A 22,543-nucleotide genomic window follows, 5' to 3' on the forward strand; every position below is an offset into this window, starting at 1 on the left:
AGGCCCGGCCGGTCGGCCGGTCTCCTTCCTCGCGGTCCCGTCGTTCCAGCGTCGGCCCGGCGCCCTGACGTCGCCGACGCGGATGCCATCGCGGCCCCCGCGACGGCGATGCTTGCGGACGCCCTGCGGCGTCCGGTTCGCCTCAGGCGGGGATCACTCCCAGGCGCTGCGCTTCAGGCGACGCAGCCGCTTTTCCAGCTGGTCGAGATTGTCGGCGGCCGTTCCGCGCCCGGACAGGGTCTCGTTGACGGCGGTCCAGAACTCCTTGGAGACCTCGTTGTACTGCCGCTGCGTCGGCGCCGACGGCCGCGGCACGGCGTTCTCGACCACCTCGCCCCATTCGGCGACGATCGGCTGCGCCTCGGCGATCTCCGGATCGTCGTAGAGCGTGGGGATGGTCGGCAGACGGGACGAGTTGATCGCCCGCTCCTTCTGGGCCGCCTCGGACCCGAGGAACTTGACGAGAGCGATGGCCGCGTCCTGATGCTGGGAGTATTTCGACACGGCGAGATTCCAGCCGCCGAGACAGGCGGCCGACTTGCCGCCCTCGCCGGCCGGCAGCGGCACCACGTCGAACTTGCCCTTCACCGCGGAATCCTCGCCGGCCGACAGGGCGTATGCATAGGGCCAGTTGCGCATGAAGACGGCGTTGCCGGTCTGCCAGACGCCGCGGGCCTCCTCTTCCTTGTAGGACAGGACGCCCTGCGGCGCGATCGTGCCGACCCAGCCCTTGGCCATCTCGATGGCTGCGGCGGCCTTCTCGTTGTTGATGGTGATCTCGCCGTCCGGCTCGACGATCTGGCCGCCGCCGTTCGAGGCCACCCATTCGAGGCCGTCGCAGGTGAGCCCCTCATAGGGCGCACCCTGGAAGACGAAGCCGTTCATCTGCGTATTGCCCGCCTCGCGCTCCTTGTCCTGGATCTCCTGGGCGATCTCGGTCAGTTCGCTCCAGGTCTTCGGCGGCTCCTTGCCGTATTTCTCCAGGAGGTCGCTGCGATAGTAGAGCGCCGGCGCGTCCGTATACATCGGGAAGGCGACCAGCTTGTCGTCCACCATCTGGGACTGGATGATCGACGGGTTGTGCTTGGGGATCTCGTCCTTCATCGCCTCGGCGAGGTCGACGAAGCTGGCGGCGAGCTGCGGCGCCCAGATCACGTCGGTGCGATAGACGTCGACGTCCTCGTTGCCGGCCGACAGCCACAGGCGATACTGGCCGAACTGGTCGGTCGTCGACGCCGGCATCTCGACGATCTTGACGGTGTGGCCGCTCTCCTTCTCGAACGCGTCGAGCTGCATGCGCAGTTCGGAGATGTCCTTGCCGATCGAGCCCGCCACCAGCGCCAGTTCCTCGGCCCTTGCGCCACCGGCACAGAGCAGCACACCTGCCGCCAGGGCGACGGTCATCTTGCGGAGTGTCATCCACCTTCCTCCCTTGTTCGTCGTCGACGCGGCACGATCGGCCCGCCGTAACCGTCCGGGCATCGGGGCCTCCTCACCTGCCCCGGGCGTTGCCGCCCAGCCCATCCCGTCATGAAGGAAGGCTAGCTGCGCGATGCGGAAAGGCAAGTTGTCACGAGAAAGTCATGACGGCGAACGACCCGCCGGGCTGCTTCCCGGCGGCTCGCCAGGGTTGCAGCGCGCCGTCGCTGGCCGACCTGCGGCATGTTCCGTGCGCGGCCGGGTGATCGGCCGCCGTGATGAAACCGCGCCCCGAACGACGAAGAGACTTGACAGCCAGTCCGAGGAGTGGAATTTTTTGCACCAACAGAAAAATAATTCGCAGCGCAGCAATGCGCGCCATGGGGAGGCCGGGGTGAAGGCAGAGGCTGCCGAGGTCCGCAACGACACCGACGAGGCCAGCCTCTCGGCCCGGGCGGCGTGGCTGTACTTCTCCGGCGGCATGACCCAGGGGCAGATCGCCAAGCGGCTGGGCGTCGCCAACACCAAGGCCCACCGGCTGATCGCCCGGGCGACGCGTGACGGGCTGATCCGCGTCTTCGTCGAGGGCGAGGTCGCCGAATGCGTCCGGCTCGAGGACGATCTGGCCAAGCGTTTCGACCTGTCCTTCTGCCGCGTCGCACCGGATCTCGACGAACCGGGCATGCCGCTGATTGCCCTCGGCCTTGCCGGCGCGACCTTCCTGAAGAACGAGATCGAGCGCGGCGAACACCGGCTGATCGGCATCGGCCATGGCCGAACGCTCGCCGCCGCCGTCGGCCGGATGCCCCAGGTCGAGGCCGGCGCAACCCAGTTCGTTTCGGTGCTGGGCGGCTTCAACCGACGCTTTGCCACCAACCCCTTCGACGTGATCCACCGGCTCGCCGAGAAGACCCGCGCCGAGGCCTACCAGATCCCGCTGCCGCTGTTTGCCAACTCGGTCGAGGACAAGGCGGTGCTGATCGCCCAGTCGGGCATCGGCGAGGTCTTCGACCTCGCCTGTTCCGCCACCCTGGTCTTTGCCGGCATCGGCAGCGTCTCGGCCGATGCCTCGCTCCTCGCCAACCACATGATCGGCGAGGAGGAGATGAGCCTCCTGCGCGAAAGCGGCGCCGAGGGCGAGCTTCTCGGCCACTATTTCCGGCTCTCCGGCGAGCCGACGGCCGAGAGCTTCAGCGCCAGGGCGCTGTCGCCCGGCCTCGAACATCTTCGCCGGGCCAGCGTGGTGGCGCTCGCCGGCGGCACGGAGAAGATCCGTCCGACGCTGTCGCTGCTGCGCAGCGGCGTCCTGAACGGCCTCGTCATCGACGAGGCGACGGCCCGCAAGGTGCTTGGGGAGGCGCCCGAGGGATAGGTGTCAACCGGCCGGTGTGGAGGAGACTATCCGGCCAAAACTGGGAGGAAACAGGCATGTACGACAAGGAACGAGACCTGATCGACGCGCTTGCGCGTCGACAGATCGGCCGGCGCGAATTCATGCGCCGGGCCGGGCAGCTGGGCCTCGGCGCGGCGGCAATGACCGGGCTGATGGGCCAGGCCATGAACCGCTCCCTCGCCCAGGATTCCGGCTTCGACTGGAAGGCGCACCAGGGCACGACCCTGAAGCTCCTCCTCAACAAGCATCCCTATGCCGACGCGATGATCGCCGACATCGAGGCGTTCAAGGAGCTGACCGGCATGGACGTCACCTACGACGTCTTCCCGGAGGACGTGTATTTCGACAAGGTGACGGCGGCGCTGTCCTCCGGCTCGAGCGAATACGACGCGCTGATGACCGGCGCCTACCAGACCTGGACCTACGGGCCCGCCGGCTGGCTGGTCGATCTCAACGAGTACATCCAGGACGAGGCCAAGACCGCCGGCACCTGGGACTGGGACGACGTGCTGCCGAACCTGCGCGCCTCGACGTCCTGGTCGGGCGTTCCCGGCGAGGCACTCGGCGGCGAGGGTGCCAAGCAGTGGGCCCTGCCCTGGGCCTTCGAGCTGAACTCGATCAGCTACAACCGCCGCATCTTCGATGAGATGAAGCTGACCCCGCCCAAGGACCTCGCCGAGCTGATGGAGACGGCCGCGAAGATCTCCAAGGACGGCGACGGCCTCTACGGCGTCGGCGTGCGTGGCTCGCGCTCCTGGGCGACGATCCATCCGGGCTTCCTGTCGGGCTACGCCAACTTCGGCGCCAAGGACTTCAACGTCGACGGCGGCATGCTGAAGGCGGCGATGAATTCCGCCGAGGCCAAGACCTTCACCACCGACTGGGTGAAGATGATCCAGGACTCCGGTCCGAAGAACTGGTCGACCTACACATGGTACCAGGTCGGCAACGATCTCGGCGCCGGCGCCTCGGGCATGATCTTCGACGCCGACATCCTCGGCTACTTCCAGAACAACGGCGACACCAAGGAGAAGGGCAACATCGGCTTCCACGCCTTTGCCGCCAATCCCGACGCCGAGCAGCCGACGCCCAACGTCTGGATCTGGTCCCTCGCAATGTCGAACTTCTCGGGCAAGAAGGACGCCACCTGGTACTTCCTCCAGTGGGCGACCTCCAAGGAGCACGATCGCTTCGGCGCGGTGGAGATGGACATGGTCAACCCGGTCCGCCAGTCGATCTGGGACGACGAGGACTTCAAGAAGCGGATGGAGCAGAACGAGGGCTACCTGAAGCAGTTCGAGGCCTCGGCTCCCGGCGCCAAGATCTACTTCACGCCGCAGCCCCTGTTCTTCGACGTGACCACCGCCTGGGCGGCGATGCTCCAGCGCATGGTCGCCGGCGAGGTGCCGGTCGACGAGGGACTCGACCAGCTCGTCGCCTCGATCGACGACCAGATGAGCCAGGCCGGCCTGCAGTAATCGCCGACGCATCGCCGCGGGGACCGGCTCCTGTCCTCGCCATCGCGGTGCGCCCGGCAAAAGGCTTGCAGCGCCGCGGCGGGCACCACCCCGTCCGACGCTGCGAGGCGACCTCCCGAGACCTCCGCGGACGCTTCACCGAGCGCCCGCGGAGACCGGCGCGGCAACGCCGCCACCGGTGCCCGATGGCTGGCAACCGGTGACCGCTCCCCGACACGTCGATCCCGCGCTCCACGACATCCGATCAAGGCGAATGACAGGCCCGCAATGTCCGCCCTCGACCACCCAGCAGCCGCGACCGCGACGAAGGCCGCAACGCCCGCGAGGCGCCGCCGCCGGCGCCAGCGCTGGCTGCCCTATCTCCTGAGCCTGCCGGCGCTCCTGGTGACGGTGTGGATCGTCATCCCGTTCTTCACGGCGATCTACTATTCGATGCTGCGCTACCGGCTGTCGCTGCCGCAGCTCAAGGGCTTCGTCGGGCTCGACAACTACCTGAATTTCCTGACCGACGGGCGGTTCTGGTACACGGTGCAGGTGTCGCTGCTCTACACCGTGCTCACCGTCGTCATCGAGCTGGTGCTCGGCCTCGGCATCGCCATCCTGCTGCAGCGCTCCACCCGCTTCAATAATCTCGCCGCCATGCTGCTGCTGCTGCCGCTGATGGTCGCGCCGGCCCTCGCCGCCCTGATGTGGAAGCTGATGACCAACCCGAATTTCGGCGTCCTCAGCTATCTCGTCGGGCTCGTCGGCTTCACCGATTTCCGCTGGGCCTCCGATCCCTCGACGGCGCTGTTCACCGTCGTGCTCGTCGACGTCTGGGTCTACACGCCCTTCATCATGGTGCTGCTGCTCGCCGGGCTGCGCTCGCTGCCCAAGCAGCCCTTCGAGGCGGCGGCGCTCGACGGGGTGCCGAAGACCTTCGTGTTCTTCCGCATCACCCTGCCGATGCTGATGCCCTACATCCTGACGGCGTCGCTGTTCCGCATGCTGGAGTCGATCCAGCAGTTCGACATCGTCTATGCGATGACGCAGGGCGGGCCCGGCAACACGCTGACCGTCTTCCAGGTCGAGAGCTACCTGCAATTCTTCCAGTTCACCAATGTCGGGCGCTCGGCCGCCCTCCTCATGGTGCTCTGGGCGATCACCTACTTCCTGTCCAACGTCTTCGTGAAGAACTGGCTGCGGCTGCGCGAGCGTGCGCAGGGCGTCGCGGCCGAATAGGGGAGGACGAGACGATGCAGCACATCTCCACCGGCGAGCGGCTTCTGCGCGGCGTCCTGATCACGCTGGCGCTGGTCTTCTTCCTCTTCCCGATCTTCTGGATTCTCCTGATGAGCTTCCAGACCAATGCGGACATCCTCAGGATCCCGCCGAGCCTGTTCTTCACCCCGACGCTCGACAACTATGTCGCGCTAATCACCGGCGAACTGAAGACCGCCAGCGGCGTGTTGAAGCTCGCCTTCATGCAGAACCTCTTCAACTCCTTCATCCTGTCGACGGCCTCCGTCGCTTTGTCCCTCGTCCTCGCGGTGCCGGCGGCCTATGCGTTTGCGCGCTACAAGTTCCGCTTTTCCGAGGACATCGCCTTCACGCTTCTGTCCTTCAAGTTCGCCCCGCCGCTGCTCGTCCTGTTGCCGCTGACAATCTATTTCCAGCAGATCGGCCTCGCCAACACCTATCTCGGGCTGATCTGGGTGTATCAGCTGATCACCCTGCCGCTGATCCTGTGGATCGTGCGCGGCTATTTCGAGGACATCAGCCCGGACATCGAGCACGCCTACCGGATCGCCGGTCACTCCTGGGCGAAAATGTTCTTCAGGATCTCGATCCCGCTGGCCCGTCCCGGCATCGCGGCGGCGGCGCTTCTGTCCTTCATCTTCGCCTGGAACAACTTCGTCTTCGCGCTGGTGCTGGCCTCCGCCGACAAGCAGCCGGTGACCGTCGGCGCCCTCGCCTTCGTCACGGCGTCGGGCATCCAGTACGGCCAGATCGCCGCCGCCGTCGTCATCTCGATCGCGCCGACGCTCGCCCTCGCCCTGTTCGCCCAGCGCTATCTCGTCGAGGGCCTCTCCCTCGGCGCCGTGAAAGGGTGAGCCGATGACGACGCTGGACCTTCGCAACGTCACCAAGCGCTACGGCAAGGAGACCGTTCTCGACGGGATCGATCTCGCGGTCGCCGACGGCGAGACGGTGGCGATCTTCGGCCCCTCCGGTGCCGGCAAGACGGTGCTCCTCAGGCTCATCGCCGGCATGGCCGAGCCGGAGGAGGGCGACATCCTGATGGACGGCGAGGATCTGATCGACGTCGCGCCGGAAGACCGCTCGGTCGGCATGGCGTTCCAGAATTTCGCGCTGTTCCCCCACATGTCGGCCTTCGAGAACATCGCGGCGCCGCTGCATGCCCGGCGGGACAAGGGCCAGGTCCTGTCCGACGGGGTTCACAAGATCGCCAGGCTGCTGAAGATCGACCACGTCCTCGGCCAGGCGCCCCGGGCGCTCTCCAACGGCCAGAAGCAGCGCACCGCGCTCGCCCGCGCCCTCGTCGGCGCGCCGAAGATCCTCCTCCTCGACGATCCGCTCCGGAACGTCGACGCCAAGCTGCGCTTCGAGATGCGGCTGGAGCTGCCCCGGCTGCTCGCCGGCTTCGGCTCGACCGTTCTCTACGTGACGCAGGACTACCGCGAGGCGATGGCGCTGGGCGACAGGATCGCCGTCCTGATGGACGGGCGCTTCATCCAGGTCGGAACGCCCGAGGAAATCTACCTGACTCCCGAAACCATCGCCGTCGCCGAGCTGTTCGGTGATCCGGTGATCAATCTCTTCGACGCCCGGGTCGAGATGGCGGGCGGCGGCAGCGTCGCCGCCGTCGGCTCGGCCCGGCTGGCGCTGCCGCCCGGCCATGACGGCGTCGCCGGGACGACTGTCACCCTCGGCATCCGCCCGGAGAACGTCGCCCCCGCGGAGGCCGGCACGGCCGGCGCGATCCCCGCCCGCGTCGCCGCCCTGCTGCCGCTCAACGACCGGCTGGTGCGGCTGCTGGTGACCGACGAGGGCGACGAATTCTACACCTCCCGCGACTTCGGCGGCGAGACCGCCGGCGAAGGCGCCCGCGTCAACGTCACCGCGGCGCCGCAGGACATCATCCTCTTCGACAAGGCCAGCCGGCGGCGCATCGCGCCGGAGGGTGAGGTTGCTGTCATCGCCGCAGCGCCGGTCGGGCGGGATCGCCGGGCAGGACGGGTATCAGCATGATGGCGGCATCGCTCATCCTTCATCCGTCGCGCCCGTCGCGCCCCGCGCAGACCACACACGATCGACCGCCATCCACACCCAGGAGGCCCAGCCGATGACCGCCTCCGTCGTCCTCAAGAACGTCAACAAGATCTACGCCGCCAAGGCCAAGAACCCGATCTATGCGGTGCGCGACTTCTCGATCGAGATCGCGCCGGGGGAAATCGTCGCGCTGCTCGGCTCGTCCGGCTGCGGCAAGACCTCGACGCTGCGGATGATCGCCGGCTTCGAGGAGGTCACGAAGGGCTCCATCGCCATCGGCGGCCGCGAGATCCACACGCTCCCGCCGGCGAAGCGCGGCGTCGCCATGGCCTTCGAGGGCTATTCGCTCTACCCGCCGCTGACGCTGCGCCAGAACATCGCCTTCGCGCTGAAGTCGGAACGGCTGGCGACCGCGGAGACGAACCGGCGCGTCGAGGAGATCGCCAAGCTCCTCGAGCTGACGAAGCATCTCGACCGCTATCCCGCCACCGTCTCGGCCGGCCAGCAGCAGCGCGCCAGCCTCGGCCGGGCGCTGGTGAGGAAGGCCGAGCTCTATCTCCTCGACGAGCCGATGGGCCAGCTCGAGCCGCAGCTGCGCGCCGTCCTGCGCGGGCGGCTGAAACGCTACCTGCGCGAGCACGGGCTCACCGCCATCCTCGTCACCCACGACCAGACCGAGGCGAACGCGCTGGCGGACCGGATCGCGGTGATGGAAGGCGGCGTGCTGCAGCAGTTCGCCTCGCCCGCCGAGCTGAAGGAACGGCCCGCCAACCTCTTCGTCGGCACGTTCATCGGCGAGCCGCCGATGAACGTCTACCGCGTCCAGCCGCAGATTGCCGACGGCCGGGTGTCGCTGCGGGCCGGCGGGAGGGAACTCTTCGGCTACGATGCGGCCAGGATGCAGGACGCCGTCGTCGGCCTCCTCGCCCGGCAGTCCTCAGTCGTCGTCGGCGTGCGTCCGGCCGACGTCGCGGTCTCTCCGGCGAACGGTCGCGGCGGCGCAACGGCGAAGATCGTCTCCAACCAGTGGATCGGCGATCAGAGCCACCTGGAATCGGCCTTCGGCGACGGTGTCATCGTCGCGACGCTGGACGGGCGCTTCGCGGGATCCAGCGGCGAGACCCTGTCGGTGAGCGTGCCGCCCGAGAAGCTGCATGTCTTCGCCGAGGACGGGCCGGCCCTCGCCCATGGCCGCCATCTGGCGGGAGAGGCCTGATGGCCGGCGGCAGCGTCCTGATCGGCATCGATGCCGGCACCTCGGTGATCAAGTCGGTCGCCTTCGACCTCGATGGCCGGCAGCTCGCCGAGGCGTCGCGGCCGAACCTCTACGAAGCGCTGCCGAATGGCGGCGTGGTGCAGGACATGGCACGCACCTTCGCCGACACCGCCGCAACGCTCCGCGCCCTGGTGGACAAGCTCCCCGGCGGGGCGGCGAGCGTGCTTGGCGTCGCGGTCACCGGCCAGGGGGACGGCACCTGGCTGGCGGACCGGGACGGCGAGCCGGTGACGCCCGCCTGGCTCTGGCTCGACGCTCGCGCCGGCGACATCGCCACCGAACTGACCCGGCACGCGTCCTACCGCCGACAGTACGAGACCACCGGCACCGGCATCAATGCCTGCCAGCAGAGCGTCCATCTCCTGCACATGAGCCGGCACACGCCCGAATGGCTGGAGCGGGCAACAACCGCCTTTCACTGCAAGGACTGGCTCTATTTCAAGCTGACGGGGGAGCGGGCCGTCGACCCCAGCGAAGCGACCTTCACCTTCGGCGATTTTCGCGGCCGCGCCTACAGCGACGAGGTGATCGCGGGGCTCGGTCTCGAGCACTGCCGCCGGCTGCTGCCGCCGATCGTCGACGGCCGCCGGCAGAGCCATCGCCTGAGAGCGGACGCCGCCGCCGCCACCGGCCTTCTCGCCGGCACCCCCGTCGTCCTCGGCTATGTCGACGTCGTCTGCACCGCCGTCGGCGGCGGCCTGATCTCGCGGGAGGGCGAGGCCGGCTGCTCGATCCTCGGCTCGACCGGCATGCACATGCGCCATGTGGGCGGCGCCGACGACGTCCATCTCAACGCCGACGGCAGCGGCTACGTCATGCTCCTGCCGGGAGAGAACGCCTATGCCCAGATCCAGTCCAACATGGCGGCGACGCTGAACATCGACTGGATGCTCGATCTCGCCTGCGGCATCCTGCGCGACGGGGGCGTTGCGCGCGAGCGCCGGGATCTCGTCGCCGGCCTCGACGAGCGGGTGCTGGCGGCAAAGCCTCTCTCGGCGATCTATCACCCCCACATTTCCGAGGCCGGCGAGCGCGGCCCGTTCATGGACCCGTTCGCCCGCGCCGGCTTCACCGGGCTTTCCGCCGGCGCCGGCTTCCCCGACATGATGCGCAGCGTCCTCGAAGGGCTCGGCTTTGCCGCGCGGCACTGCTTTGAGGCGACCGGCAAGGTTCCCGCCGAGGTGCGGCTCACCGGCGGGGCGGCGCGCTCGAAGGCGATGCGCCAGATCCTCGCCGACGTCCTCGGCGTACCGGTACGCACCGGCGGGATCGCCGAGGCGGGCGCCGCCGGGGCGGTGATGATCGCCCTCGTCCAGCAGGGCCACTTCGCCGACATCGAGGCGGCGGCCGAGGCCTGGGTGACGCCGCGCCTCTCCGAACCGACCCTCCCCGACGCCGCGCTCGTTCCCCCCTACGACGCGGCCTTCGACCTCTACCGCGATCTGTCGGGCATGCTTCGGCCCGCCTGGCAACGGCTCGCGGCCATCAAGCGCGGAATGCGGACATGAGCACACTCTCGATCATCGGCGACCACTTCATGCTGCCGGAGATGTTCCGTGCCGCGATCGAGGCGGCCTGCGACAGCCCGCCCGAGATGGCGCTCCACACCCTGCCCTGGCCCGACGAGCCGATGGAGCACGGCTACGAGGTCGCCGGCATGGACGGGCTGAAGGAATATCAGGGCTCCGCCGAGGCGACGATCGAAAGGATCGGCGAGGCCGAGATGCTGGTGACGCATCTCGCCCCCCTGTCGCGGGCGATGTTCGAGAGCCTGCCGCGGCTGCGCTTCGTCGCGGTCTCGCGCGGCGGGCCGGTCAATATCGACATGGCGGCGGCGCGCGAGGCGGGGGTGCGCGTCGTCAACACACCGGGGCGCAATGCCTCGGCCGTCGCCGAATTCACCCTCGGCGCGATCATCACCGAAACCCGCAACATCACCCGCGGCCACGATTCCCTCCGCGCCCAGACCTGGCGCGGCGATCTCTACCGGGCCGACCGGACCGGGCGCGAACTCTCCGAGATGACTGTCGGCGTCGTCGGCTACGGCGCCATCGGCACGAAGGTCGTGCGGCTCCTGCGGGCCTTCGGCTGCAAGGTGCTGGTCGCCGATCCCTATGTGCAGCTCGCGCGCAGCGACAGCGAGGCCGGCGTCGAGCATGTCGGCCTCGACGATCTTCTGACGCGCTCCGACGTCGTGACGCTGCATTGCCGGGTGACGGACGAGACGACGAAGATCATCAACGCCGAGACCCTCGCCCGGATGAAGCCGGACGCCACCTTCGTCAACACCGCCCGCGGCCCGCTGGTCGACTATGACGCATTGACCGAGGCGATGCGGGCGGGCCACCTGCGCGGCGCGATGCTGGAGACCTTCGCCGTCGAGCCGGTGCCGCCGGACTGGCCGCTGCTGCAGCTGCCCAACGTCACGCTGACGCCGCACATCGCCGGCGCCTCGGTGAAGACGGTGTCCTTCGCCGCCGAGCAGGCGGCAGAGGAAGTGCGCCGCTATCTCGCCGGCGAGCCGCCCGTGAACCCCTGTTGAGCCCCCTGTTGAACCGAAATGTCGGACTGGCCGTCCAATGCCGGCCGAGCATGATGGAAGCGAAACCATGGCAGATCTGGGAACGGTCGACCTCCTGGTGATCGGCGGCGGCGTCAACGGCGCCGGCATCGCGCGGGACGCGGCCGGGCGTGGGCTGTCGGTCGTCCTGACGGAGAAGGACGACCTCGCGGAGGGCACCTCGTCGCGCTCCGGCAAGCTCGTCCATGGCGGCCTGCGCTATCTGGAATATTACGAGTTCCGGCTGGTGCGCGAGGCGCTGTCGGAGCGCGAGGTGCTGCTCAGGGCCGCGCCCCACATCATCTGGCCGATGCGCTTCGTGCTGCCCCATTCGCCCGAGCAGCGCCCGGCCTGGCTCGTCCGGCTCGGCCTCTTCCTCTACGATCATCTCGGCGGGCGAAAGCGGCTGCCCGGCACGCGCTCCCTCGACCTGCGCACCGCGCCGGAGGGCGCGCCGATCAAGGACCGCTTCACCAAGGGCTTCGAATATTCCGACTGCTGGGTCGACGACGCCCGGCTCGTCGTCCTCAACGCCCTCGACGCGAAGGAGCGCGGCGCGACCGTCCTCACCCGCACGAGAGCCGTCTCCGCGCGGCGCGAGGCCGGCCTGTGGCGGGCGGAGCTGAGAAGCGACGGCGGCGAGACGCTCACGGTCTCGGCAAGGGGAATCGTCAACGCCGCCGGTCCCTGGGTCGACCAGGTGATCGCCAACGTCACCCGGGCGAATTCCGCCCGCAAGGTGCGGCTGGTCAAGGGCAGCCACATCGTCACGCCGAAATTCTGGGAGGGCAACCAGGCCTATCTCTTCCAGAACACCGACAAGCGGGTGATCTTCATGAATCCCTATCAGGGGGACAAGACGCTGATCGGCACCACCGACATTCCCTATGAGGGCGACGCGAAAGACGTCGCCGTCGACGCGAGCGAGATCGACTACCTGCTCGCCGCGGTGAACCGCTACGTCAAGGCGGAGCTGACGCGGGCCGACGTCCTGCATTCCTTCTCCGGCGTCCGGCCGCTGCTCGAGGACGACGCCGAAAATCCCTCGGCCGTGACGCGGGACTACGTCTTCGACGTCGACGCCGAGGACGGCAGGCTGCCGCTTTTGTCGGTTTTCGGCGGCAAGATCACCACCTATCGCGAGCTCGCCGAGCGCGGCATCGCCCAGCTCACCCCCTTCTTCCCGCGGATGTCGGGCGACTGGACGGCCGATGCCCCGCTGCCCGGCGGCGACATGGCGAACGCCGATTTCGAGAGCTTCGAGGCCGATCTTCGCGCCCGCCATCCGTTCCTGCCCCGGTCGCTCGCCCGCCACTACGCCCGGCTCTACGGCACCCGGGCCGAGATGCTGATCGGCGGCGCGTCGAGCCTTGCCGATCTCGGCCGGCATTTCGGCGGCCTCCTCTATGCCCGCGAGATCGACTACCTCGTTGCGACCGAATGGGCCGAGACCGCCGAGGACATCCTCGAGCGCCGCACCAAGCACGGCCTCGCCCTCACCGACGCGGAGCGACGCGCCGTCGGCGACCATCTCGACCAGCGCCAGTCGCTCGCCGCGCAATGACCGCCACGGCCGTGCCCTTCGCGTCCCGCAAGCCTGCCGCAATGTTCGGAGAGACGACCATGCCACCGTCCGACGTTTCCGCCTTTTCCGGTGAACTCAGCGCGCTGAAGGCTCTTTCCGCCGCCCTTGGACGCGACCGGCGGCGCACCCAGGCCGCCGGCGGCAACACCTCGCTGAAGCATGACGGCATCCTGTGGGTGAAGGCCTCCGGCACCTGGCTGTCGGAGGCCGAGGACAAGGACATCTTCGTGCCCGTCAGGATCGCCCCGCTGATGGAGGCGCTGCGCACCGGCGATCCGCGGGCCGAAAAGGCCACGGACTTCGTCGCCGCCGAACTCTCCGATAGCCCGCTGCGCCCATCCATCGAGACCAGCGTCCACGCGGCGATCCCCCAGGCCGTCGTGCTCCACATCCACTGCGTCGAGACCATCGCGCTCGCCGTGCGGACGGACGGCGAGGCCCGCATCCGTGAGAGGCTGCAGGCGGCCGGACTGGCGGAGCGCTTCGCCCATGTGCCCTATTGCCGGCCGGGCGTGCCCCTGTCGCGGGAGATCGCCAGGGTGGCCGGTCCGACGATCGACGTCATCGTCCTGGAGAATCACGGCCTGGTCGTCGCCGGGCAGAGCGTCGCAGAGGCGGCGGAGCGGCTGGAGTCCGTGGTCGCGGCGCTGGCGACGCCGCCGCGAGATACCCCCGGAGATGCCCCAGCAGATGCACAGGGAGGTTCCGGGGCAGAGCCCGACCTGGCAGAGCTGTCGGCGCTGGCCGAGGGAACGCCCTACCGCCTGCCGGCGGACGCCACCGCCCACCGCATCGCCCGCGATCCGGCCGCAAGGCGCGTCGCCCTCGCCGGCCCCCTCTATCCGGACCACGTCATCTTCCTCGGCGAGGCGGTCGGCCATGTCGAGGCCAGCCGCGAGGCGGTCCGCGCCTTCGTCGCCGGCGCCGGTGCCGGCCGCGCCAGCGCGCCGCCTTTGCTGCTGGTGGATGGTCTCGGCGTCCTCGTCCGCCAGACGGTTACCGCCAGCGGCGAGGCGCTGGTCGGCTGCCTTGCCGACGTTTCGGCCCGCATTCCCGAGGACGCGCCGCTGAAGCCCTTCACCGCGGCGGAGCTCTACGCCCTCACCCACTGGGAGGCGGAAAGCTACCGCCAGTCCCTCGACCGGCCACCGGCGGGCGGTGCAGGCGGTTCCGGCGCGCCCGGATCTGCGCCATGAGCACGGCCGCGACCTCACCCGCCGTCGCCATCGGCATCGACGTCGGCACCTCCGGCGCCCGGGTGGCGGCCATCGCCGCCGATGGCACGCTGATTGCCACCGCCGCGCAGCGCTACGGCGAAGGCAGCGACAGGGCGGATCCGGCCGTCTGGTGGAACGCCGTCTGCGCCTGCCTCGACCAGCTCGCCGCCGCGACCTCCCTTGCCGCCGTCGCGGCGCTGGCCGTCGACGGCACCTCGGGGACGATGCTCGGCCTCGGCGCGAACGGCGCTCCTGCGGCCCGGCCGCTGATGTATGACGAGCCCTGCCCGGATGACGCGATCGTCGCGGCCGTCGATGCGGCGGCGCCCGGCGACAGCCCGGCGCGCGGGGCGAATTCGGCGCTCGCAAGGGCGATCCACCTGTCGCGCCAGCCAGGCGTTGCCCGCGTCGTCCATCAGGCCGACTGGATCGCCGCGCAGATCACTGGTCGGACACCCGTCTCCGATGCCAACAACGCCCTGAAGACCGGCTACGACCCGGTCGCCGAAGCCTGGCCCGGCTGGATCGCCGATGCCGGCATGGACCCGGCGAAACTGCCCGGGGCGGTCCTGCCCGGGCGCCCGGTCGGCCCGCTCGGAAGCCTGGCGGCCGCCCGCTTCGGTCTTCCCGCCGAGGCCCTCCTTGCCGGCGGCACAACGGACGGCTGCGCCTCGTTCCTTGCCACCGGCGCCGACCGGCCCGGCGACGCGGTGACGGCGCTCGGCTCGACGCTGGTGCTGAAACTGCTCTCCGACCGGCCGGTCAACGCCCCCCGTTACGGCATCTACAGCCACCGCATCGGCGACATGTGGCTCGCCGGCGGCGCCTCCAACACCGGCGGCGCGGTGCTTGCGGCGCATTTCGACGCGGCGCGGATCGAGGCACTGACGCCGTCCCTCGATCCCGAAACGCCGACCGGGCTCGACTATTACCCGCTGACCCGGCCCGGCGAGCGGTTTCCGGTCAACGATCCGGCGCTGGCCCCGCGCCTGTCGCCGCGCCCCGATGACGACGCGCGGTTCCTGCAGGGGCTGCTCGAAGGCATCGCCAGCGTCGAGGCGCTCGGCTATCGCCGGCTGGCGGAGATCGGCGCGCCGGCCCTTTCGAGCGTCAGATCCGTCGGCGGCGGGGCGCAGAACCCGGCCTTCACCCGCATCCGGCAACGGACGCTCGGTGTGCCGTTCCTGCCGGCGCTGTCCACCGAGGCCGCCGTCGGCACGGCCCGGCTGGCGCTGCGCGCGCTGTCGACAGGCTGATCGCACGACACTCGATCGCCGCGCAGATTCGACACCCGGTCCGATCGATCGGGCGGCGGATCAGACCGTCAGGTGCTTTCTGACCGCCGGATCGTCCAGCCCCTCGGCCGGGCCCTCGAAGACGATGACGCCGCGGTCCATGACATAGACCTTGTCGGCGAGCTCCCGGCAGAAATCGAGATACTGCTCGACCAGCAGGATCGCCATGCCGGAATTCTCCTTCAGGAAGCGGATCGCCCGGCCGATATCCTTGATGATCGACGGCTGGATCCCCTCCGTCGGCTCGTCCAGCACCAGGAGCTGCGGCCGCGTCACCAGCGCCCGGCCGATCGCCAGCTGCTGCTGCTGGCCGCCGGAGAGGTCGCCGCCGCGCCTCCCCAGCATGTCCTTCAGCACCGGGAACAGCTCGAAGACGTGGTCCGGGATCGACCGGTCCGCCGACTTCAGCGGCGCATAGCCGGTCTGGAGGTTTTCCTTGACCGTCAGGAGCGGGAAGATCTCGCGCCCCTGGGGGACGAAGCCGATGCCCCGCCGCGCCCTGTGATAGGGCGCCTCGCGGCCCATCACCTCGCCGTCGAAGGCGATCTCGCCGCGCCGGATCGGCTGCTGGCCGACGACCGCCCGTAGAAGCGAGGTCTTGCCGACCCCGTTGCGACCGAGGACGCAGGTGATCTCGCCCTTGTTGGCGCCGATCGAGACGTTTCGGAGCGCCTGGGCGGCGCCATAGTAGAGATCGACGTTGGAAACGGTCAGCATGGGGGCGATGTCTCCGCGCGGCAGCCGGATGTTTCTGTCAGGAGGCGTGACGTCCGTGGCGCGTCGACGAGGACGGAAGGTCGCGAAACGTGAGGCTTCGTCATTCCCGGGCGCCGTCCCGAGAATCCAGGGGCACCCGCCGCAGCACCGGCCGCTTCCGCCTTCTGCAGCTGAAGCCAATCGCGCTCGACGATCTCTGGATTCTCGGGACGGGGCCCGAGAAGGACGACGCGGAGGTGAGATCGCCCCGTCGCTGGGACCGCAGGAGACATTGCCATCATCATCGTCCGAGATACACCTCGATCACCTTCGGATCGGCCGAGACCTTGTCGAGGGTTCCCTCCGACAGGACCGAGCCCTCGTGCAGGCAGGTGACCTTGACGCCGAGTTCGCGGACGAAATGCATGTCGTGCTCGACGACGACGACCGAGCGGGTCCTGGCGATCTCGCGGAGCAGCCGGGCCGTCTCCTCGGTCTCGGCGTCGGTCATGCCGGCCACCGGCTCGTCGACGAGGAGGAGTTCGGGATCCTGGGCGAGCAGCATGCCGATCTCCAGCCACTGCTTCTGGCCGTGGCTGAGATTGGCGGCAAAAGTCGCGCGCCTGGCCGTCAGCCGCGTCGTCTCGAGGATCGCATCGATCCGGTCGCGTTCCGGCGCATTCTTGCGGTGCACGAGCGCTTCCAGCACCGAGCGCGGGCCGGACAGCGACAGGCGGATATTGTCCTCCACCGTGTGGCTTTCGAAGACGGTCGGCTTCTGGAACTTGCGCCCGATCCCCATACTGGCGATCGCCGCCTCGTCGTGATGGGTGAGGTCGACGTCGCCGTTGAAGAACACCTCGCCCTTGTCCGGCCGGGTCTTGCCGGTGATGATGTCCATCATCGTCGTCTTGCCGGCGCCGTTCGGGCCGATGATCGCCCGCATCTCGCCCTTCTCGATCACCAGCGAGAGATTGTTGATCGCCTTGAAGCCGTCGAAGCTCTTGGTGACGCCGTCGAGATAGAGCAGCGTTTCGCGCCGCGCGCGGCCGTTCGCCTCGCTGGCAAGGCGCTTCTCGCGCAGCAGCGAGGCGTAGGGGTGCGGGGAGACGGCGGGGTCGGCGGCTTTCGTCACGATGCTGGTCACGGTACTCGTTCCTGGATTCGTCGCGGCGCCGGCGGGCCGCGATGCGCCGTTCGCAGCTCCGGCCGAAGCCGGCGTGCCGCCGTGTGAGCGCGCGGCCGTCCGGGCCGGGCCTGTCGCAGAGGGGAAAGCAGGCGGCGGCGCGGCGCCCTGCGGCTCGCTCAGGGCCCGGATCTCGTCGGCCACCTTCTGCACCACCGAGGTTTCGGCCATGTCCGTCACTCCGCCGGATTGGCGACGGCGCGGGGATCGCCCGCCGCCTCGCTTTCGGACGCTTCGCCCTTTTCGGCGTTCCGCGCCTTGCGGGTGGCGCGAAGGGCATCCCATCCATGGTCGATCGTGCCGACGATGCCGCGCGGCAGGATAAGCGTGACGAAGACGAAGAGACCGCCGAGGATGAACAGCCAGCCCTCCGGCCAGACGCCGGTGAAGACGGTCTTGCCGTAATTGACCAGCAGCGCGCCGATCACCGGCCCGATCAGCGTGCCGCGGCCGCCGACCGCCGCCCAGACCACCACCTCGATCGAATTGACCGGGGCGAACTCGCCCGGATTGATGATCCCGACCTGCGGCACGTAGAGGGCGCCGGCGATCCCCGCCATCACCGCCGAGACGGTGAAGGCGAAGAGCTTCACATGTTCCGGCCGCCAGCCGATGAAGCGCGTGCGGCTCTCGGCGTCCCGGACGGCGACCATCAGCTTGCCGAGCTTGGAGCGGGTGATCCAGCCGACGAGGAGCACCGACAGCGCCAGCGCGATGCAGCTCGCCGCAAACAGGCTCGCCCGCGTCGCATCCGCCTGGATCGAGAAGCCGAGGATGTCCTTGAAGTCGGTCAGGCCGTTGTTGCCGCCAAAGCCCATGTCGTTTCGGAAGAAGGCGAGGAGCAGCGCATAGGTCATGGCCTGGGTGATGATCGACAGATAGACGCCGGTCACCCGCGAGCGGAAGGCGAAGTAGCCGAAGACGAAGGCGAGCAGCCCCGGCACCAGCATCACCATGAGCGCGGCGAACCAGAACTGGTCGAAGCCGGTCCAGTACCAGGGCAGTTCCTGCCAGTTGAGGAACACCATGAAGTCCGGCAGGTCGGGATTGCCATAGACCCCGCGCGAGCCGATCTGGCGCATCAGATACATGCCCATGGCATAGCCGCCGAGGGCGAAGAAGGCGCCGTGACCGAGGGACAGGATGCCGCAATAGCCCCAGACGAGATCGAGGGCGAGGGCGAGCAGGGCATAGCACACATACTTGCCGAACAGCGGCACCAGGTAGGACGGCACATGCAGCGGATGGTCCGCCGGCAGCCAGAGATTGGCGAGCGGAACGAGGACCGCGGCGGCGAGGATGACCGCGACGAGGATCCAGACGCGGGGACCGAGGAAACGGGCGAGGATCATCGCGGGGCCTCCGCCTGCAGGTTCGAAGCGCGCGGTTTGCCTTGGCGATCGGTGTGATCTCCCCCCTCGAGGGGGAGATGCCTGGCAAGGCAGAGGGCGGGGCGGCGCGCGCCCTCGTCCTCGCAGGGGGAAACGCCTGCGCGTGGCATCCCTGCCTCTCGGCTGCCGCCCATCTCCCCCTCAAGGGGGGAGATCAGCCAGTCTCGGGCGTATCGGGACATCGAAGGAGGTTCCAAATCCTGCCACCTCATGCGTCGACGAACCTTCCCTTTTGCGCGAACAGGCCGCGCGGGCGCTTCTGGATGAACAGGATGATCAGGACGAGGACGACGATCTTGCCCAGCACCGCCCCGGCATAGGGTTCGAGGAACTTGTTGACGATGCCCAGACTCATCGCACCGACCAGCGTGCCCCAGAGATTGCCGACCCCGCCGAAGACGACGACCATGAATGAGTCGATGATGTAGCCCTGGCCGAGATTGGGCGAGACGTTGTCGATCTGCGACAGCGCCACCCCGGCGATGCCGGCGATGCCCGATCCGAGCGCGAAGGTCATGGCGTCGACCCAGGGCGTGCGGATGCCCATCGCCGCCGCCATCTTGCGGTTCTGGGTGACCGCCCGCATCTGCAGGCCGAGCGGGGTCTTGTTGAGGACGGCGAGCAGCGCCAGGAACACCACCAGCGCGAAGACGATGATCCACAGCCGGTTCCAGTTGACCGACATCAGGCCGAGGTCGAAGGCACCGGACATGAAGTCCGGATTGCCGACCTCGCGGTTCGAGGGCCCGAAGATGGTGCGCACCGCCTGCTGCAGGATCAGCGACACGCCGAAGGTGGCGAGCAGCGTCTCCAGCGGCCGGCCATAGAGGAAGCGGATCAGCCCGCGCTCCATGACGAGGCCGACGGCGCCTGAGGCCAGGAAGGCCAGCGGCAGGGCGATCAGCAGCGAGAATTCGAACAGGCCGGGGACGTTCGAGCGGATGAACTCCTGCACGACATAGGTCGTGTAGGCGCCGATCATCACCATCTCGCCATGGGCCATGTTGATCACCCCCATGACGCCGAAGGTGATAGCGAGGCCGATCGCCGCGAGCAGCAGCACCGATCCCAGCGACAGCCCGTACCAGACGTTCTGCATCTGGTTCCAGAAGGCGATGTTGCTCTGGATGGCGACGATCGCCGCCTCGGCCGCCTTCTTCGCCACCGGATCATCCGTCGATCCGGCAAACCGCGTCAGCATCGCCAGGGATTCCCGGTCGCCGCGGGCGGCGAGGATTTTCGCGGCCTCGGCCTTCTCGCTCGCCGGAAGATCGGAGACGAGGGTCGCGGAAGCCAGCGCCTCCTGCATCCGCGCCCTGACCGCCGTGTCTTCCTCCGCCGCGATCGCCTCGCCGAGCGACGCGATCATTTCCGGGTCGGCTTCGGAAAACAGCGTGTCGGCCGCGCGCATGCGCTGGGCCGGATTGTCGGCCCGCAGCGTCAGCGACCCCAGCGCCGTGGTGACGGCGTTGCGGATCGAATTCTTGATCCTGACCTTCTCCATCTCGCCCCGCGGCACGGTGCCGGCCGGCTCGCCGGTCATCGGATCGGAGAGGGCATAGTCGTCGCCCTGGCGGGTGCCGATGAAGACGGCACCGTCGCCCTTGCGCCAGTAGAGGTCGCCGTCGCGGAGCGCCCGCAGCGCCCGGGCGGCGGCTTCCTCGCCGCTCGCCGCGAGTTCGATGATCACCGCCTCGGTCTCGTCGTAGCTCTGCTTGCCGCCGAATTTCTGGACGATCGCGGCCGGGCCCGCCACACCTGGCGCAGCGCTCGCGGCTTGCGGCGCGGCCGGGGTCTCCTGCGCCGACGCGGAAGCCGCGCCGAACAGGAGGACTGCGAGGCCGATGAGGAGCCAGCGGATCGATCGGGTCATGGCGTCTGAATGGTCCAGCGCGGCGCGCATCGTGCGGGCCGCCTTGAAGAGAGGAGGCGGAGCGGCTCACCAGGGAGCCGCCCCGCCGACGCTGCTTGGGAGGCAGGCATCGATCATGTTCACCGGGCAAGTCCGCCGGGCAGGTCCGCCAGACAGGTCCGACGAGCGCTTTCGCGTTCGTCTTGGCCGGGGCGTCTTGGCCGGGGCGTCTTGGCCGGGGGCGTTTTGGCCGGGGGCGTTTTGGCCGGGAGCGGGCTGCGCCTGGGAGGCGGCGCAGCCCGGACCCGTTCGCCCCGGGGAGGCAGGATGTCCGCAAGGCCGGTGCCCGGGCCTCGAGGACGGGTCTCCCCGGCGCGGGATCAGTTGGCCATCGTGTCGCCGAGGCACTTCTTCGCCTCGGTGTCGTAGTTGCCGCACTTCATCTCGACCCAGTCGGCCTCGAGCTTCTTCGATTCCGGCAGGAAGTCCGACCAGGCGTCGCCCGGAACCAGCTCTTCGGTCTCGGAGACGACGTCGAACTGGCCCTCGGCGTTGATCTCGCCGATGAGCACCGGCTTGGTGATGTGGTGGTTCGGGAGCATCTTCGAGACGCCGCCGGTGAGGTTGGCCTGCTCGGTGCCGGGCAGCGCGTCGATCACCTTGTCGGGCTCGACGGTGCCGGCCTTCTCGACCGCCTTCACCCACATGTTGAAGCCGATATAGTGGGCTTCCATGGGGTCGTTGGTGACGCGGTCCTCATTGCCGATGAACTTGTGCCAGGCGGCGATGAATTCCTCGTTTTCCGGCGTATCGACGGACTGGAAGTAGTTCCAGGCGGCGAGATGGCCGACCAGCGGCGCAGTGTCGATGCCGGCCAGTTCTTCCTCGCCGACCGAGAAGGCGACGACCGGGATGTCGGTGGCCTTGATGCCCTGGTTGCCCAGTTCCTTGTAGAACGGCACGTTGGCATCGCCATTGACGGTGGAGACCACGGCGGTCTTCTTGCCGGTCGAGCCGAATTCCTTGATCGCCGAGACCTCGGTCTGCCAGTCGGAGAAGCCGAACGGCGTGTAGTTGACCTTGATGTCCTCGGCGGCGACGCCCTTGGCCTTCAGATAGGCCTCGAGGATCTTGTTGGTGGTGCGCGGATAGACGTAGTCGGTGCCTTCCAGCACCCAGCGCTCGACGCCCTCGTTCATCAGATAGTCGACGGCCGGGATCGCCTGCTGGTTCGGCGCGGCGCCGGTGTAGAAGACGTTGCGCTCGGACTCTTCGCCCTCGTACTGGACCGGATAGAACAGGATCGAGTCGAGTTCCTTGAACACCGGCAGCACGGACTTGCGCGACACCGAGGTCCAGCAGCCGAAGACCACCGAGACCTTCTCCTGGCTGATCAGCTCGCGGGCCTTCTCGGCGAACAGCGGCCAGTCGGACGCCGGATCGACGACCACGGCCTCCAGCGGCCGGCCGAGGACGCCGCCCTTCTTGTTCTGCTCGTCGATGAGCATCAGCATGGCGTCCTTGAGGGTCGTCTCGGAGATCGCCATCGTGCCGGACAGCGAATGGAGAATCCCGACCTTGATCGGCTCGCCGCTGGGCATCTTGTCCTGGGCATTGGCCCCGGAGATGCCGAAGGCGGCGATGGCGGCCGCCGCGGCCGTCTTCTGCATCCAGGTGATGGCTGATTTCATCTGTGACCTCCAGTCTTGCCCGGCCCCGTGGCCGGCCTCGAACAGGAGGGAGTGCAAAGCCCGTGCCAGACCTGACTTGACGGAAGGTCAGACGCCTCAAGATCGCGGAGAGGCCCGGTTCCACGGTCGCCCGCTGCGGAACCTCCCCGGTCGGACAGCTCCGGGAGAACCGTCCCCGCCGCCTCGCGTGCAGGCAGAGCGATCAAATTGTGATCAGTTTCCGCTCAGCTG

At 68.6% G+C, this 22,543-nt stretch carries 18 protein-coding genes; 11 read left to right on the forward strand and 7 right to left on the reverse strand.

Annotated elements, in window-relative coordinates:
• Positions 1-153: 153 nt before the first annotated feature.
• Together ATO4_RS12810 and ATO4_RS27730 are read right to left on the reverse strand one after the other, a co-directional pair.
• Positions 154-1,419, reverse strand: a complete 1,266-nt coding sequence (locus ATO4_RS12810; protein ID WP_083591919.1) for an ABC transporter substrate-binding protein — start codon at positions 1,417-1,419, stop codon at positions 154-156.
• A gap of 151 nt (positions 1,420-1,570) precedes the next feature.
• Positions 1,571-1,801 (reverse strand): hypothetical protein, encoded by a 231-nt coding sequence (locus ATO4_RS27730; protein ID WP_176222973.1) that lies wholly within the window; start codon positions 1,799-1,801, stop codon positions 1,571-1,573.
• A gap of 99 nt (positions 1,802-1,900) precedes the next feature.
• On the opposite strand from ATO4_RS27730, the gene ATO4_RS12815 reads away from it, so the two are divergent.
• The 11 genes from ATO4_RS12815 (at position 1,901) to ATO4_RS12865 (ending at position 15,457) form a co-directional block, all read left to right on the forward strand.
• Positions 1,901-2,791: a sugar-binding domain-containing protein gene (locus ATO4_RS12815; protein WP_083591998.1), complete on the forward strand. Its 891-nt coding sequence runs from the start codon at positions 1,901-1,903 to the stop codon at positions 2,789-2,791.
• Between the two features lie 56 nt (positions 2,792-2,847).
• Positions 2,848-4,290 (forward strand): extracellular solute-binding protein, encoded by a 1,443-nt coding sequence (locus ATO4_RS12820; protein ID WP_083591920.1) that lies wholly within the window; start codon positions 2,848-2,850, stop codon positions 4,288-4,290.
• A gap of 267 nt (positions 4,291-4,557) precedes the next feature.
• Complete coding sequence (locus tag ATO4_RS12825; RefSeq protein WP_083591921.1) at positions 4,558-5,511, forward strand: sugar ABC transporter permease; 954 nt, start codon at positions 4,558-4,560, stop codon at positions 5,509-5,511.
• Between the two features lie 14 nt (positions 5,512-5,525).
• The gene (locus tag ATO4_RS12830) at positions 5,526-6,383 is read left to right on the forward strand and encodes a carbohydrate ABC transporter permease (RefSeq protein ID WP_083591922.1); all 858 of its coding nucleotides are present in this window, start codon (positions 5,526-5,528) and stop codon (positions 6,381-6,383) included.
• Positions 6,384-6,387: 4 nt separating this feature from the next.
• Positions 6,388-7,542 (forward strand): ABC transporter ATP-binding protein, encoded by a 1,155-nt coding sequence (locus tag ATO4_RS12835; protein WP_083591923.1) that lies wholly within the window; start codon positions 6,388-6,390, stop codon positions 7,540-7,542.
• Positions 7,543-7,636: 94 nt separating this feature from the next.
• Positions 7,637-8,779, forward strand: coding sequence for an ABC transporter ATP-binding protein (locus tag ATO4_RS12840; RefSeq protein WP_083591924.1), 1,143 nt, complete (start codon positions 7,637-7,639; stop codon positions 8,777-8,779).
• The gene (locus ATO4_RS12845) at positions 8,779-10,347 is read left to right on the forward strand and encodes an FGGY-family carbohydrate kinase (RefSeq protein ID WP_083591925.1); all 1,569 of its coding nucleotides are present in this window, start codon (positions 8,779-8,781) and stop codon (positions 10,345-10,347) included. Before ATO4_RS12840 ends, ATO4_RS12845 begins: the two co-directional genes overlap by 1 nt.
• Positions 10,344-11,381, forward strand: coding sequence for a 2-hydroxyacid dehydrogenase (locus ATO4_RS12850; RefSeq protein WP_083591926.1), 1,038 nt, complete (start codon positions 10,344-10,346; stop codon positions 11,379-11,381). The genes ATO4_RS12845 and ATO4_RS12850 overlap by 4 nt, the downstream gene beginning before the upstream one ends.
• Before the next feature lie 67 nt (positions 11,382-11,448).
• Positions 11,449-12,963 (forward strand): glycerol-3-phosphate dehydrogenase, encoded by a 1,515-nt coding sequence (locus ATO4_RS12855; protein ID WP_083591999.1) that lies wholly within the window; start codon positions 11,449-11,451, stop codon positions 12,961-12,963.
• 59 nt (positions 12,964-13,022) lie between these two features.
• A complete protein-coding gene (locus ATO4_RS12860) occupies positions 13,023-14,180 on the forward strand; it encodes a class II aldolase/adducin family protein (protein ID WP_083592000.1) in 1,158 nt (385 codons plus the stop codon).
• Complete coding sequence (locus ATO4_RS12865; RefSeq protein ID WP_083591927.1) at positions 14,177-15,457, forward strand: FGGY-family carbohydrate kinase; 1,281 nt, start codon at positions 14,177-14,179, stop codon at positions 15,455-15,457. The genes ATO4_RS12860 and ATO4_RS12865 overlap by 4 nt, the downstream gene beginning before the upstream one ends.
• 60 nt (positions 15,458-15,517) lie before the next feature.
• On the opposite strand, the gene urtE is transcribed toward ATO4_RS12865, so the two are convergent.
• The 5 genes from urtE to urtA form a co-directional block, all read right to left on the reverse strand.
• Positions 15,518-16,213, reverse strand: a complete 696-nt coding sequence (gene urtE / locus ATO4_RS12870) for an urea ABC transporter ATP-binding subunit UrtE (protein WP_083591928.1) — start codon at positions 16,211-16,213, stop codon at positions 15,518-15,520.
• A gap of 280 nt (positions 16,214-16,493) precedes the next feature.
• Positions 16,494-17,276 carry an urea ABC transporter ATP-binding protein UrtD gene (urtD, locus tag ATO4_RS12875; protein WP_139802424.1) on the reverse strand — a complete coding sequence of 261 codons (783 nt, stop codon included), beginning with the start codon at positions 17,274-17,276 and terminating at the stop codon, positions 16,494-16,496.
• A gap of 278 nt (positions 17,277-17,554) precedes the next feature.
• Positions 17,555-18,730, reverse strand: a complete 1,176-nt coding sequence (gene urtC, locus ATO4_RS12880) for an urea ABC transporter permease subunit UrtC (protein ID WP_083591930.1) — start codon at positions 18,728-18,730, stop codon at positions 17,555-17,557.
• Between the two features lie 247 nt (positions 18,731-18,977).
• Positions 18,978-20,642 (reverse strand): urea ABC transporter permease subunit UrtB, encoded by a 1,665-nt coding sequence (gene urtB / locus ATO4_RS12885; RefSeq protein ID WP_083591931.1) that lies wholly within the window; start codon positions 20,640-20,642, stop codon positions 18,978-18,980.
• Positions 20,643-21,001: 359 nt separating this feature from the next.
• On the reverse strand, positions 21,002-22,222 hold the full coding sequence (gene urtA / locus ATO4_RS12890) for an urea ABC transporter substrate-binding protein (RefSeq protein ID WP_245308733.1): 1,221 nt from the start codon (positions 22,220-22,222) through the stop codon (positions 21,002-21,004).
• Positions 22,223-22,543 lie beyond the last annotated feature (321 nt).

The organism is Aurantimonas sp. 22II-16-19i (genome assembly GCF_002088275.1).
GTDB lineage: Bacteria > Pseudomonadota > Alphaproteobacteria > Rhizobiales > Rhizobiaceae > Jiella.

Bases quoted from the DNA above. Each gene is read 5' to 3' on its own strand.
- ATO4_RS12865 (WP_083591927.1), top strand. From the start codon at position 14,177: ATGAGCACGGCCGCGACCTCACCCGCCGTCGCCATCGGCATCGACGTC.
- ATO4_RS12835 (WP_083591923.1), top strand. From the start codon at position 6,388: ATGACGACGCTGGACCTTCGCAACGTCACCAAGCGCTACGGCAAGGAG.
- urtE (WP_083591928.1), bottom strand. From the start codon at position 16,213: ATGCTGACCGTTTCCAACGTCGATCTCTACTATGGCGCCGCCCAGGCG.
- ATO4_RS12855 (WP_083591999.1), top strand. From the start codon at position 11,449: ATGGCAGATCTGGGAACGGTCGACCTCCTGGTGATCGGCGGCGGCGTC.
- ATO4_RS12815 (WP_083591998.1), top strand. From the start codon at position 1,901: ATGACCCAGGGGCAGATCGCCAAGCGGCTGGGCGTCGCCAACACCAAG.
- ATO4_RS12830 (WP_083591922.1), top strand. From the start codon at position 5,526: ATGCAGCACATCTCCACCGGCGAGCGGCTTCTGCGCGGCGTCCTGATC.
- ATO4_RS12845 (WP_083591925.1), top strand. From the start codon at position 8,779: ATGGCCGGCGGCAGCGTCCTGATCGGCATCGATGCCGGCACCTCGGTG.
- ATO4_RS12860 (WP_083592000.1), top strand. From the start codon at position 13,023: ATGCCACCGTCCGACGTTTCCGCCTTTTCCGGTGAACTCAGCGCGCTG.
- ATO4_RS12825 (WP_083591921.1), top strand. From the start codon at position 4,558: ATGTCCGCCCTCGACCACCCAGCAGCCGCGACCGCGACGAAGGCCGCA.
- urtB (WP_083591931.1), bottom strand. From the start codon at position 20,642: ATGACCCGATCGATCCGCTGGCTCCTCATCGGCCTCGCAGTCCTCCTG.
- ATO4_RS12850 (WP_083591926.1), top strand. From the start codon at position 10,344: ATGAGCACACTCTCGATCATCGGCGACCACTTCATGCTGCCGGAGATG.
- ATO4_RS12810 (WP_083591919.1), bottom strand. From the start codon at position 1,419: ATGACACTCCGCAAGATGACCGTCGCCCTGGCGGCAGGTGTGCTGCTC.
- ATO4_RS12840 (WP_083591924.1), top strand. From the start codon at position 7,637: ATGACCGCCTCCGTCGTCCTCAAGAACGTCAACAAGATCTACGCCGCC.
- ATO4_RS12820 (WP_083591920.1), top strand. From the start codon at position 2,848: ATGTACGACAAGGAACGAGACCTGATCGACGCGCTTGCGCGTCGACAG.
- urtA (WP_245308733.1), bottom strand. From the start codon at position 22,222: ATGCCCAGCGGCGAGCCGATCAAGGTCGGGATTCTCCATTCGCTGTCC.
- urtC (WP_083591930.1), bottom strand. From the start codon at position 18,730: ATGATCCTCGCCCGTTTCCTCGGTCCCCGCGTCTGGATCCTCGTCGCG.
- ATO4_RS27730 (WP_176222973.1), bottom strand. From the start codon at position 1,801: ATGGCGCGCATTGCTGCGCTGCGAATTATTTTTCTGTTGGTGCAAAAA.